At 75.7% G+C, this 11,047-nt stretch carries 15 protein-coding genes and 2 pseudogenes; 9 read left to right on the forward strand and 8 right to left on the reverse strand.

The genetic code is table 11. From position 1 onward, the window contains the following. From ABD308_RS13420 to ABD308_RS13445, 6 genes are all read left to right on the forward strand, one after another. A partial coding sequence (locus ABD308_RS13420) for a hypothetical protein (RefSeq protein ID WP_344333034.1) occupies positions 1–508 on the forward strand: 508 nt, incomplete at its 5' end. Positions 509–1,116: 608 nt separating this feature from the next. Continuing rightward, entirely contained in the window at positions 1,117–1,527 is a 411-nt protein-coding gene (locus tag ABD308_RS13425) for a DUF6098 family protein (RefSeq protein ID WP_344333036.1), read from the forward strand. A gap of 102 nt (positions 1,528–1,629) precedes the next feature. After that, complete coding sequence (locus ABD308_RS13430; RefSeq protein WP_344333038.1) at positions 1,630–2,190, forward strand: hemerythrin domain-containing protein; 561 nt, start codon at positions 1,630–1,632, stop codon at positions 2,188–2,190. Positions 2,191–2,568: 378 nt separating this feature from the next. Continuing rightward, a complete protein-coding gene (locus ABD308_RS13435) occupies positions 2,569–2,964 on the forward strand; it encodes a hypothetical protein (protein ID WP_344333039.1) in 396 nt (131 codons plus the stop codon). Positions 2,965–3,027: 63 nt separating this feature from the next. Further along, complete coding sequence (locus ABD308_RS13440) at positions 3,028–3,363, forward strand: ArsR/SmtB family transcription factor (RefSeq protein ID WP_344333041.1); 336 nt, start codon at positions 3,028–3,030, stop codon at positions 3,361–3,363. Positions 3,364–3,365: 2 nt separating this feature from the next. After that, a complete protein-coding gene (locus ABD308_RS13445) occupies positions 3,366–4,070 on the forward strand; it encodes a cation efflux transmembrane domain-containing protein (RefSeq protein ID WP_344333059.1) in 705 nt (234 codons plus the stop codon). 346 nt (positions 4,071–4,416) lie between these two features. On the opposite strand, the gene ABD308_RS13450 is transcribed toward ABD308_RS13445, so the two are convergent. The 3 genes from ABD308_RS13450 to ABD308_RS13460 form a co-directional block, all read right to left on the reverse strand. Next, complete coding sequence (locus ABD308_RS13450) at positions 4,417–5,190, reverse strand: maleylpyruvate isomerase family mycothiol-dependent enzyme (protein WP_344333042.1); 774 nt, start codon at positions 5,188–5,190, stop codon at positions 4,417–4,419. A gap of 58 nt (positions 5,191–5,248) precedes the next feature. Continuing rightward, the gene (locus tag ABD308_RS13455; RefSeq protein ID WP_344333044.1) at positions 5,249–5,824 is read right to left on the reverse strand and encodes a type 1 glutamine amidotransferase domain-containing protein; all 576 of its coding nucleotides are present in this window, start codon (positions 5,822–5,824) and stop codon (positions 5,249–5,251) included. A 529-nt stretch (positions 5,825–6,353) separates the two neighbouring features. Further along, positions 6,354–6,779 carry a hypothetical protein gene (locus ABD308_RS13460; RefSeq protein WP_344333045.1) on the reverse strand — a complete coding sequence of 142 codons (426 nt, stop codon included), beginning with the start codon at positions 6,777–6,779 and terminating at the stop codon, positions 6,354–6,356. A gap of 129 nt (positions 6,780–6,908) precedes the next feature. Between ABD308_RS13460 and ABD308_RS13465 the strand changes: the two genes are divergently transcribed. Further along, entirely contained in the window at positions 6,909–7,697 is a 789-nt protein-coding gene (locus tag ABD308_RS13465; RefSeq protein WP_344333047.1) for a hypothetical protein, read from the forward strand. A gap of 78 nt (positions 7,698–7,775) precedes the next feature. Here ABD308_RS13465 and ABD308_RS13470 read toward each other — a convergent pair whose 3' ends face one another. Next, entirely contained in the window at positions 7,776–8,237 is a 462-nt protein-coding gene (locus ABD308_RS13470; RefSeq protein ID WP_344333049.1) for an SRPBCC family protein, read from the reverse strand. 180 nt (positions 8,238–8,417) lie between these two features. Here ABD308_RS13470 and ABD308_RS13475 point away from each other — a divergent pair, with 180 nt between their 5' ends. After that, positions 8,418–8,642 (forward strand): hypothetical protein, encoded by a 225-nt coding sequence (locus tag ABD308_RS13475; RefSeq protein ID WP_344333051.1) that lies wholly within the window; start codon positions 8,418–8,420, stop codon positions 8,640–8,642. Between the two features lie 96 nt (positions 8,643–8,738). Here ABD308_RS13475 and ABD308_RS13480 read toward each other — a convergent pair whose 3' ends face one another. The 4 genes and pseudogenes from ABD308_RS13480 to ABD308_RS13490 all read right to left on the reverse strand — a co-directional run bounded on the left by ABD308_RS13480 (position 8,739) and on the right by ABD308_RS13490 (position 10,181). Further along, positions 8,739–8,969 carry a DUF6480 family protein gene (locus ABD308_RS13480; RefSeq protein WP_344333052.1) on the reverse strand — a complete coding sequence of 77 codons (231 nt, stop codon included), beginning with the start codon at positions 8,967–8,969 and terminating at the stop codon, positions 8,739–8,741. Positions 8,970–9,107: 138 nt separating this feature from the next. Next, on the reverse strand, positions 9,108–9,227 hold the full coding sequence (locus tag ABD308_RS39665; protein ID WP_425554759.1) for a hypothetical protein: 120 nt from the start codon (positions 9,225–9,227) through the stop codon (positions 9,108–9,110). A 128-nt stretch (positions 9,228–9,355) separates the two neighbouring features. Further along, positions 9,356–9,880, reverse strand: a pseudogene (locus ABD308_RS39670) (GAF domain-containing protein); the annotation flags it as partial. Next, positions 9,789–10,181 carry an ANTAR domain-containing protein gene (locus tag ABD308_RS13490; protein WP_344333056.1) on the reverse strand — a complete coding sequence of 131 codons (393 nt, stop codon included), beginning with the start codon at positions 10,179–10,181 and terminating at the stop codon, positions 9,789–9,791. The pseudogene ABD308_RS39670 and the gene ABD308_RS13490, both read right to left, overlap by 92 nt. Before the next feature lie 554 nt (positions 10,182–10,735). On the opposite strand from ABD308_RS13490, the pseudogene ABD308_RS13495 reads away from it, so the two are divergent. Next, positions 10,736–11,047: pseudogene (locus tag ABD308_RS13495) on the forward strand (Rieske (2Fe-2S) protein); the annotation flags it as partial.

Consider the following 11,047-nt stretch of genomic DNA (forward strand, 5'->3'; position numbering starts at 1 on the left):
CGCCGGTCCGGGCGCGGCGGCCGACGACAAGGGGGGTGAGCCGATGCGCACGGCCGTCGAACTCCTGCTCTGGTGGGGCCTGTTGCTACTTCTCTACGTGGTGCTGATCAGCTCGGTGACCGCCCTGGAGATCGCCGTCGGGGGCGGCCTCGCCACCCTCGGCGCGCTGGGCGCCGCCACCACCCGGCGGGCCCCGGGAGCCACGCCCGGCGGGCGGGCCGGCTGGGCCCGGGCGTGGTGGGCCTTCCCCGCCACCCTGCTCCTGGACACCGGCCGGCTGGCCGTTCTCGTCCTGCGCACCCTGCGCCACCCGCGCCGGCCGACGGCCGACGGCGGCTTCCACACCGTCCGCCTCTCCCCCGGCACCGGTCCCGCCTGGGCCGGCGCGCTGCTCTCCGCCGCCCCGGGCGGCTACGCCGTCGAGGCCCGCGACGGCGAGCTCACCGTGCACACGCTCGACGGCTCCGCCTCCGCGCTGCAACGGGCGCTGACCGGCGGCCCCCGGTGAACGCCTGGCTGACGGCCGCCGCCGTGCTCGCCGTGGGCGGCCTCGGGCCCTGTCTTCCGGTCGGCCTGCGCGGCACGCAGGCGACGTAGTCGCCGAGGAGGCCGGAGTGGAGGCGGCGCAGCGGGAGGACGGTGCCGCCCAACTCTGACCGGCCGTTCCCCAGCCACAATATGCAGACCGGTCTACATATGGGCGGGGGCAACAGACCTCGCCGGAGTGGGAAGTCGGCCCGCCCGACTTCCCACTCCACACCACCACCCCCAGCGGCCCAAATATGCAGACCGGTCTACATACCAGCAGGACAGCAGGCCCCTCCGGAGTGGAAAGTCGACCGGCCCGACTTCCCACTCCACGCCCAGCCACCCTCAGCACCATGAATATGCAGACCGGTCTACATACCACTGGTCGGGAAGTCAGAGCGGTACGCGCGCACGCCGCGAAGGACAGCTGGCAGAGCCGGAAGACTGGACGCCCCCGCCCGTCCGGCCGCTCCGCGCCCGCACGGGCGGTTGGGGCGGGGTGCGGCGGGCAGGCGCCCGGTACCGTCCCGGTGGCGGAACGGCCACCGGGACGGCCGGCCCACCGGGGGGATCGACCACGAGGTCCCCATGGAGCTGATCGACGACCTGGAGCTGCTGACCGCCCTCGCCACCGGCGACCTCGACGTCTACCTGCGCTACTCCCAGGGCCCCGAGGCGGACTCGGCGGGCAGCCTGGACCACGAGGCGGACGTCCCGATGCCCGGCCTGTCCGTCACTCCGCTGCGCCCCGAGCCGTGGTGGCCACGGCGGGCCGCCGACTGGGTGACCCGCCGGGTGTTCAGCTACGCGCACCTCGCGGAGAAGCGCTCCGAGCGGCGGCCCGGGCTCCTCACCGGCCGCGTGGTCGGCCTCGGGCCGGACCACGAGCCGCTGATCGCCGGCCCGCTGCCGCTCGCCCGGCCGGGCCCGAAGCTGCTCACCCAGGCCGCCGAGCAGTACCGGGAGCGGTTCACGCGCGGCCGTGACTCGGCCGACTGACCGGCAGCCGCCGAGGACGCCCCTCCGGTGCGGTTGGGACGCCGCGGGACGGGCAGACGCGGGGGTCACCCGACGATCCGTACCGTCCGCACGGAGGCATCGATGAACGGCCCGGAAGGCCTCCTGTGTGAACTGTCCACCGCGCACCGCGCGGTGGAGGCCCTGTTGCGGCGGCTCGACGCCGTCCACGCGCGGGGCGAGCACGCCGTGTCGGACGGCCACCGGGTGCTGGCCGAGCTGGACCGCGTGCTCGACGAGCACCTGACCGTCGAGGAGACGTACTTCCACCCCCTGGTCCGCCGGCACCTGCCGGCGGGCCGGGCGCTCGCGGACGCCGCCGTCCACACCCACACGACGGTGCGCCGGCTGCTGGCCCGGGCCATGGACGAACGACTGCCGGCCGCCGACCGCGCCCACTGCACCGGCGCGCTGCTGGTCGTCCTGCGCGCCCACCTGGCCGGCGAGAACGAACGCCTCTTCCCGCTGGTCCGCGCCGCCGTCCCGGCGGCGGAGCTGCGGCGCTGCGCCGACCGGCTCGCCGAGGCCCGGCAGGACCGCCCGGGCTCCCCCGTGTGGGGGCTGCCGCCCGGCACCGGGGCGATCGCCTCCGTGCGCGACCGCTTCACCGGGCACGACAGCGCCAACCGGCCGCACTCACCGTGAGCGGCGGCGACTCCTGGCGGACGGCGCGTCAGATCCGCGCACCCGGACGGCCCGGAACCGCTTCACCCGCCCCTGGGCGGCAACCCGCAGGAGTACGGCGTACCTCGACAGCACCGTGACGGCCGTCCCGCAGCCCCGCCCGGCCGGTGCCTCCGCGACGCGCCCCGGCGCCTGGCTGTTCCTCCGTGAACCGTCTCGCGCGGCGACGCAGGGGACGCAGGGCACATGGCCCGGCGCCGTCCTGTTCGGCCGGGACGGCACGCTGATCCAGGACGTCTCCTGCAACGGCGACCCCGGAGCGGTCCACCCGCTGGCCGGGGTGCGGTCCTCGCTCGCCGCGCTTCCGCCGCGCTTCGGGCGGCCGGCTTCGCGCTCGGCGTGCTGAGCACCCAGCCCGGCGTCGCCCGCCGCGTGCTGCGGCGGGAGCAGGTCGAGTCGGTGCAGGCCCGCGCCGAGCTGCTGCTCGGACCGGTCGACGCGTGGGCGGTCTGCCCGCACGGTCCGCACGACGCCTGCGACTGCCGTCCGCCCGCGACCGGCCTGGTGACCGCCGCCTGCCGCGCGCTCGCCCTGCCGCCGGCGCTCGTCACGGTGGTGGCCCACGGCGACCCGCTCATCGAGGCCGCGCTGACCGCCGGCGCCCGCGCCGTCCAGGTCCCGGACAGCGCCCGACTCCCGGCCGACCCGTGCCCGCCGTGCCTGCCGTGCCTGCCCTCGGTCTGCCGCTCCGCCGACGGCCCCGAGCAAGCGGCCCACCTCCTGCTGCACGGCTGAGGTCCTCACACCCCAACCAGTTCATGGTTCCCTGAATTCAGGATCCTGTGTACTGTCGTCCTCATGCTGACCGCCGCCACCGACATCGAGGTGCTGGCGCGGTTCGGACGGGCGCTCGCCGACCCGATCCGCTGCCGTGTCCTGCTCGCCCTGCGCGACGCCCCCGCCTACCCGGCCGACCTCGCCGACGCCCTCGGCGTCTCCCGGCCCCGCCTGTCCAACCACCTCGCGTGCCTGCGCGACTGCGGCCTGGTCGTCACCGTGCCCGACGGGCGGCGCACCCGCTACGAACTCGCCGACGAACGCCTCGGCGACGCGCTCGACAGCCTGCGCACCGCCGTGCTCGCCGTCGAGACCGGGCGGACCTGCGCGGAGGCCAGCGAGAAAGGGTGCTGCTGACCATGGCCGCGCCGACCTCCCTGTCGCTCGGCCACGGCCCGGCCCGGCGCGAGGCGCTGACCCGCCGGATCCGGCTGCTGGTCGCCGCGACCATCTCCTACAACGTCATCGAGGCGGTCGTCGCCATCACCGCCGGCACCGCCGCCTCCTCCACCGCCCTGATCGGCTTCGGCCTGGACTCGGTGATCGAGGTCTCCTCGGCCGCCGCCGTCGCCTGGCAGTTCTCCGCCCGCGAGCACGCCGCCCGCCAGGCCCGGGAGCGGACCACCCTGCGGATCATCGCCGTGTCCTTCTTCGCACTCGCCGCGTACGTGGGCGTGGACGCCGTCCGCGCGCTGGCCGGCACCGGCGAGGCCGGGCGATCGGTCCCCGGGATCGTGCTGGCCGCGCTGTCCCTGGCCGTCATGCCCTTCCTGTCCGCCGCCCAGCGCCGGGCCGGCCGCGAACTCGGCTCCGCCAGCGCGGTCGCCGACTCGCGGCAGACGCTGCTGTGCACCTACCTGTCCGCCGTCCTGCTGGTCGGCCTGGTACTGAACGCGACGCTCGGCTGGTTCTGGGCCGACCCCCTCGCCGCACTCGTGATCGCCGCCATCGCGGTGAAGGAGGGCCGCGACGCCTGGCGGGGCAAGGGCTGCTGCGCACCCACGCCCGTGGCGCCACCTTCTCCGGGCACGGAGGCGGACGCCTGCGGCCGCGACTGCCGCTGAGCGCCGCGACCGGAAAGGTCCACCGGGATCCGGTGGCGCGCGAGCGGATGGGTCACTGGAGCCGATCCGGCGGATCCTGAGACCGGACGGCCTCCGAGCCCTCGCCCAAAGCCCATGGGACGGGGCGCTCTGACGTCCGGTCATCGGGGCGGGGCCTTCGGGGAACTGCTGGGCGCGGGTGGTCGGACCGGTCCTGACCAGGCCCGCGAGCGACGCCGGCCGGGGGCCAACGGCGGCGCGTCCAGCCAGTGCGCTGTCGAGGGGCGAAGGCGGCCGCCGGCCTTCGCCCCTCAGTCCGCGCGGTGTGCGCGACCCCGGGCCCACGGACGGGTCACGCGTGCGCCTGCTACGCGTTCGGGTCCCAGTCTGCGAGCTGCTCCATCGGCGCGGTGTCGCCGGTGGTCTCCAGGGCGTCGAGCGGGAGGCGCTGGTAGAAGTAGAGGACCAGGTCGCCCGCCGCACCGCGCATCGCCAGGTCGCCCGGCTCCGCGTCGGCGGCGAGGTCGTCGCAGCGGACGCCGTCGGCGTCGAGGGTCAGGCGCCAGGAGCGGCCCTCGGTCGCGTGCAGGTCGATGGTGGCCGGCTTGAACGGCCAGGGGACGGTGGTCGCCGAGACGGTCGTCAGGAACTCGTCGACGCCCTCGACCGCGACACCCGTCGGCAGCGGCTGTGCGGCCCCCTGGGTGAGCTGGACATCGTAGGTGTGGACGGCGATCTCCTGGATCTGGTGCCGGGCCACGGCTCCGCTGGTCTCCGGGGCCTGCGAGCGGCCCCACCACGTCCAGCAGCCGCGGTCCGGGCCTGCCGCGCGCAACGCGTCGAGCATGAGCCCGGTCGACTCGGCGAGCCAGGCGTCCAGGGCTTCGCGGTCGCGGGGCGCGGTCGGAGCACCCTTCGGGTCCGTCCTCGCCGGGGGCTCGGCGCCCGGGCCCGCCGCGACGATGGCGGCCTGGCGGCGGCGGCCGTCGCCGAGGTGCTGCGCCAGTTCGCGCAGCGTCCAGTCCGGGCAGGACGGCACCTGGACGTCAAGGTCGGGGGCGGACGCGATCGCGGCGCGGAACGCGGCCGAGCGGTCCTCGATCAGCCGCAGGACCTCGGGGAATTCCAAGATTTTTTGCACGCCGGTTGTCTATCACGGTGCTCCGTCCGCCAGGTAGCGAATTTATTCACCCCGGTGGCTACCCGGGTCGGCCGGCCGTCGGGGCGGGGCGGCGCAGGGCGGCGTCGATGCCTCGGATGAAGGCGTCGAGGTCGTCGGGGTTGCGGGAGGTGACCAGGCGCCAGCCGCCGGTGTCGTCGTCGACCAAGGGCTCGTCGGACCACTCGGCGCCCGCGTTGGTGAGGTCGGTGCGCAGCGACGGGAAGGAGGTCAGGCGCTTGCCGGCGGCCACGCCGGCCTCGGCGAGCAGCCAGGGGCCGTGGCAGATGGCGGCGATGGCCCGGCCGGTGGCGCTGAAGGCGCGCACCAGGTGGACGGCCTCGTCGTGCAGCCGGAGGGTGTCGGCGTTGATCGTGCCGCCGGGGATCAGCAGCAGGTCGTAGTCGGCGGCGTCGACCTGGCCGAGGGTGTGGGTGGGGCGGACAGTCTCGCCGGGCTCCTTGTCCCGGACGAGGGTGCGGATGTCGCCCTCCTCGACGGCGGCGATGTCCACTTGGACGCCGTCGTCGCGCAGGTGGCGCAGCGGGACGAGGAGTTCGTCCTGTTCCACGCCGTAGTTGGTCACGATGGCCAGGGCCTTGCTGTCGCGGGTCATGGTTCTCCTCCTGGTCGGCCGCCCCCCTGAATGCGTGCGGGTACCCGGAGGGGCGTGCGGTATGCGTGGCCGGCTGGCGCCGGACGGTGGATCACGGCGGGCCGCGGGTGTGGGCGGAGTCGGCGCCGGGTAGCCGCAGGCCACTGGCGGGCGTGGGGCCCGCCCGATGTCGAGGGAGACAGTGGTGAGTGCCAGACGACGCTCGTGGGCCGCCAGCGTGAACCAGGCGACCGGGGACCCGGAAGCGGAGCCCGCTCCGTGGCCCGAGGGCGGGGGACCCCTGGGCAGGGGACCCGAGGGCGGGCGACCCGAGGGCGGAGAGGCGGCGGGCGGCGGCGGGTCGAAGCCGGGCCCCGCGGTGTCCGACGCCCCGGCGGAGGACGAGGAGGGCGACGGCCCCGAACCGCCCGCCGCCGACCGCGCGGCGCCGTGACGCGGTGCTTCCGGCCCTCGGTCGACCACCTGACGCAGCCGACACCAGGANNNGGACCGACCCCCGGAGGGGGGCGGTCCGGGTCCTGGCACGCCGTCAGCCCTGCGCGTCGGGGTCGCCGTAGCGGGCACGCCACTCGCGGGCGCGGGCGTTGTGCCAGTCGACCCCGCGCTGTGCCTGGTGCTCGGAGATCCCGCTGAGCTCGGCGACCAGGCTGAGCGGCACCGGCTCGTCGTAGTCGGCGAGGGTGCGGCAGACCTTGGCCGCCCACTGCTCCTCGTGGACGAACGGGCGGTCGCGGTAGTCCTCGACCAGCGCGCCCAGGTGCTCGGGCGAGCAGGCGGTGACGACCCGCCGACCGTCGAGGCGGGGGTCGAAGGCGTGCACGGCGGAGGAGTCGGGGACGAGCGCGCCGAGCAGTTCCACGCCGAGGACCGCCTGGCCGCAGTGGTCGCACAGGTCGTACTCCGCCGCGTCGTGCGCGCCGGGTCCGCCGTCCGCCGGGGGTTCGTAGTGGTCCACGCCCGGCGCCTACCCGGCGGTCGCGGGGGCAACCGCCCCGGTACGGGCGGGCGGGGCCGGGTAGACGCGCGGGCGGGCCGGCGTCGGCGCCGGCCCACCCACCGCCTGAGTTCGACGACCGGAGGCATCATGACCGAGTCATCACGGGAACGCCCGCCGCACGACACGGCGGACCCGCAGCGGCGGCCCGCGCCGATCGGCAAGGGCGGTACGCCGAACGTGGCCGGCGGCGACGAGCAGCGGCCGGAGATCGCCGAGGGCCCGGTGCCGGGCGTCGGCCCCGGCGAGGACTACGCCCGCCCGGAGCACCGGGCTCCACTGGACGTCGACCCGCCGCCCCGCGACGGGCCGGGCTACGGGACCGACGGCCAGCCGCCGGTGTGGGAGCCCGGGACCGGGCCGCGCGGCCACGATCCGGGGGCCCCGCCCGAGGACGAGGGCATCCCCGACCTGCAGGACGGCTCACCGTCCCAGCAGTGGTCGGGTGACCCTCAGGTGCAGGCGGTCCCCGGGGACGCGCCGGTGGCGGTGGAGTCCTTCGGCACCACCGGGGCCGAGCAGGCGGCCGGCGAGTCGCTGGACGCGCGGCTCGCCCAGGAGGAGCCGGAGGCCGACGAGGTGGCCGGTTCCCCGGAGCCCGCGGCCGGGCGGCTCGACCCGCTCGACCCGCACAGCGATCTGCGGGCGGCCGCCGTGCCGGACGACACGGCCGGGCTGTCGGCCGAGGAGGAGTCGGTGCGGATCAGGCGGGACGACGCGGAACGGGAGGACACGGACCAGGGGCACGCCGACCGGGAGGGAACCGCGCCCGGCGGCGCCGAGGACCGCACCGAGTGGCCGGGGATCGAGACCCCGGAGGAGGTCGAGGGCGCGACAGGACGGGAGGACGCCGAGGGCGACGTCCCCGGCATCGGCTGAGCCCGCCCGGCCGTGGCAGCGGCCCCGCCCCCCGTTTCAGGGGTCCGGGGCCGCTGCGGTGCCGGCCGGGCGCCGGGCTCAGCCGCCCGGGGTGATGCGGCCGCGCCAGCCTCCTTCCGCCCGGCCCCGCTCCTCGATGAAGTCCTTGAACCGCCGCAGGTCGCCCTTGACCCGGCGGTCGACCATGCCGAGGGCGTCTCCGGCCTTCTCGGCCATCCCCTCGGGCTTGAAGTCGATGGCCAGGCTGACCCGGGTGTGCGCGTCGTCGATGCGCTGGAAGCTGACGACGCCCTTCTGGTTCACCTCGCCGTCGACGGTCCGCCAGGCGATCCGCTCGTCCGGCAACTGGTCGACGATCTCGGTGTCGAACTCACGGGTGACACCGCCGACGCTGGTCCGCCAGTGGTTGTGGCGGTCGTCCAGCTGGGTCACCGCGTCGACGCCCTCCATGAACCGGGGGAACTCCTCGAACAGCGTCCACTGGTTGTACGCGGCGTGCAGCGGCACGTCGACCTCGACCGACTCCTTGACCATGCTCATCCGGTGCCTCCGTGGTGGGTGCGGCCGGGCCCTTCCCGACCTCGACCGCGCGCCTGCCCCGGTCGGGCGCCGGTAACCGCCCGGTCGGCGCGGAACCGTCCCAGTGGGTGCCACCCGGTGGCCGACCGGCGCCGACCGGGATTGCATGGGAAGCCTGATCCCCTGCTCCGGGAGGCAGTCGTGTACGAGATGTGGGCCGAGTCCGATCCGGCGGAGGAGCCGTCGGGTCTGGTGTGGCACGTGGTGTCGAAGGACGACGCGTCGACGGCGCTCTGCGGGCAGCTGCTGGAGCTGTCCCGCCGCGTGGTCCCGAACGGCCTGGACGGGCCCACCGCGGTGCCGGACCGCTACTGCGATCCGTGCCTGGTCACGGTGCGCGAGAGCATGGCGGCGGCCGCCCGTTGACATCCGGCGGGGGCGTGCGGCGGGTGACACACGCCCCTGCGGTCCGCGATGCGCATGAGGAGGCACGGACGGTCAGGCACTGACGTGCTCAGGCGCTCAGGCGCTCAGCGCGACGATCATCCCGATGAGCATGGCCGACACCGCCACCGCCACGAGCACGATCACGACGGCGGGCCAGCGGCCCCAGGCCTTGCGGACCTCCTCGGGTTCCGGGTGGGAGATTCCTGAGATGCCCCCTTCGGCCGGAGGGGTGTCCCCGCCGGCCGGCAGCGTGCCGCGCCGGTCGAGGCCGGGCGTGCGGTCGGGGTCTGGATCGGGTGTGGCCATGATGTCGTCCCCGGGTCGTGGCTACTTCCGGAAACCCCGACGGGTTCCCCGGGGCGCCCGCCGCAAACCCGGGCCGCCCGGCCGGAGTGCGGCCGCGGCGGCTACGGTCGCGGTGCGTCGTGCCGTTACCGGGGCCGGTCAGCCGGCGAGCAGGACGGCCGGTGCCAACCGGCCCTCCACCAGGGACCGGGCGGTGTCCGCCACGCCCGTCCCGCTGCGCCGGGCATGGCTGCGGAGCACCTGGAAGGCCACGTCCATGTCGATTCCGCCCGCCTCGGCGAGGATCCCTTCGCCTGCTCGATGGTGGTCCGGTCGGCCAGCGCGGCGGTGATCTCCTCGGCGGCGGTCAGCCGGCGACCGTGCCGGCGGTGCAGCAGGGCGATCACCGCGAGGTCGGCGAGCGCCTGCACGAGCTCCGGGACGTCCGCGCCCGGACCGGCGCTCACCCGGCCGTCGAACAGGTTGAGCCCGCCGACCGTCCGGCCGTCCAGGCGCAGCGGCACCGCCCGCACCGAGCGGAACCCGGCCCCCAGCGCCGCCGGGGCGAACCGCGGCCAGCGCTCGCGGGCGCCGCGCAGGTCCTCCGGGATGAGGATCTCCTCGCCGGTGCGGTGGCAGTCGAGGCAGGGGCCCTCGCCGATGATGGACTGCCGGGTCTCCAGCCGGCGAACCCGCTCGCGGCGGCCGGAAACCCCGCGGAGGGTCACACCCACCCCGGTGAACCGAGGCAGGAACTCGACCGTGTCATGGCCGCCTTCCCTCCCCTCGTGGGCTCCCCCACGGGCCGGGTCGCGCCCGCGTGCCTCCGCAGGCCGTTCGTCATCGGTCCTCCTCCGTGAAGCGGAGTCCTCCCCGCACCACCTGGCGCGCGAGCTCGTCGATCTCCTCGTCGTGCACGAAGGCGTGGGCACGGAGCCGGTCGAGTGCCTGGCCGGCCCGCACGCCCAGCTGCACCATGATCATGCCGACCGCCTGGTCCACCTCGACGCCGTTGGGCGGGGTCTCGTCCAGCCAGGGCCGCGCCGCCGCGTCGTCCGGTAGGCCGTCGTCCAGTACTACGCACTCCGTTACCGCGCCGTCCGCCGTCACGCCGTCCGGCTCCGCGACGAAGGAACCGAACAGGGCGAGGGTGACGGTGGTCGCGGCGACCTGGAGATCGGCGATCTCCGTCGGCTCCGGCACCCCGGGGAGCGCCCGGTGGAGGCTGAGCACGCCGATGCAGGAGGCGCCCAGGTGCAGCGGGAAGGCGTGCGCCCGGCGCAGCCCGCGGGCCAGCGTTCCTCGTCGGGGGCGAACAGGTCCGCGACCAGCACTGGGCGGCGTAGCCGGAAGGCGTCCACACCCGGTCCCTCCCCGAGGGCGAACTGCCGCTCCTCCAGCCGCCGGGCGTCCTCGTCGCTCGCCCAGACCCCGGCGCGGTGGCCGGTGTCGGCCATCGGGGTGATCGCGGCGGCGTCCATGGCCAGGGCCTCGACGCACGCGCCGCAGAGGCGTTCCGGCAGCGCGGACGGCCCGGGCCGCTGACGGCCTCGGCCATGATCCTGAGCGATGCGCGTCAGATCGGCCATCTCCTGCCTCGTTCTCCGTGTCTCGTGCCCGGGCGGTTCTCAGGTGTGGTGATCACCGCGGTACAGGACGGCCCAGGTGCACGGCCGGCCCTCCCGGGGCCTCCCCGCGCCTACCCCTGGCCGGCCGCGGCAGGCCTGCGCGGTCGACCAACGGCGGAACCCGGGTTTGCCCCTCCGCCGGGCGGCTAGGCGCCGGGTATGGACACTTCCTCCCATGACCTCCCGCAGAGCCGGCCGTGGTCGCGGCGGCTGCGCGACGCCTTGGACGCGCCGGCCGAGTGGCGCTTCCTGGACCGGGCCGCCGCACCGCTCGCCGACGCGGTGAACGGGCTGCCGCTCGGCCGCTACCGCGACCTGCTGCACGGCGTCTGGCTCGGCCACCCGCTGCACCCGGCGCTGGTCCAGCTGCCGATCGGCTGCTGGGTCTCGGCGGAGCTGTTGGACAGCCTGCCCGGCAACCGCCGCGCGGTCGGCGTCCTGATCGCCGCCGGGCTGGCGACGGCCGGACCC

The sequence above is a fragment of the Kitasatospora putterlickiae genome (assembly GCF_039527695.1).
Lineage (GTDB): Bacteria > Actinomycetota > Actinomycetes > Streptomycetales > Streptomycetaceae > Kitasatospora > Kitasatospora putterlickiae.

What these genes read in the sequence shown, in the direction of transcription:
- ABD308_RS13425 (WP_344333036.1), top strand. Translation starts at nt 1,117, where the DNA reads ATGGAGCTGATCGACGACCTGGAGCTGCTGACCGCCCTCGCCACCGGC.
- ABD308_RS13430 (WP_344333038.1), top strand. Translation starts at nt 1,630, where the DNA reads ATGAACGGCCCGGAAGGCCTCCTGTGTGAACTGTCCACCGCGCACCGC.
- ABD308_RS13440 (WP_344333041.1), top strand. Translation starts at nt 3,028, where the DNA reads ATGCTGACCGCCGCCACCGACATCGAGGTGCTGGCGCGGTTCGGACGG.
- ABD308_RS13445 (WP_344333059.1), top strand. Translation starts at nt 3,366, where the DNA reads ATGGCCGCGCCGACCTCCCTGTCGCTCGGCCACGGCCCGGCCCGGCGC.
- ABD308_RS13455 (WP_344333044.1), bottom strand. Translation starts at nt 5,824, where the DNA reads ATGACCCGCGACAGCAAGGCCCTGGCCATCGTGACCAACTACGGCGTG.
- ABD308_RS13465 (WP_344333047.1), top strand. Translation starts at nt 6,909, where the DNA reads ATGACCGAGTCATCACGGGAACGCCCGCCGCACGACACGGCGGACCCG.
- ABD308_RS13470 (WP_344333049.1), bottom strand. Translation starts at nt 8,237, where the DNA reads ATGAGCATGGTCAAGGAGTCGGTCGAGGTCGACGTGCCGCTGCACGCC.
- ABD308_RS13480 (WP_344333052.1), bottom strand. Translation starts at nt 8,969, where the DNA reads ATGGCCACACCCGATCCAGACCCCGACCGCACGCCCGGCCTCGACCGG.
- ABD308_RS39665 (WP_425554759.1), bottom strand. Translation starts at nt 9,227, where the DNA reads ATGGACGTGGCCTTCCAGGTGCTCCGCAGCCATGCCCGGCGCAGCGGG.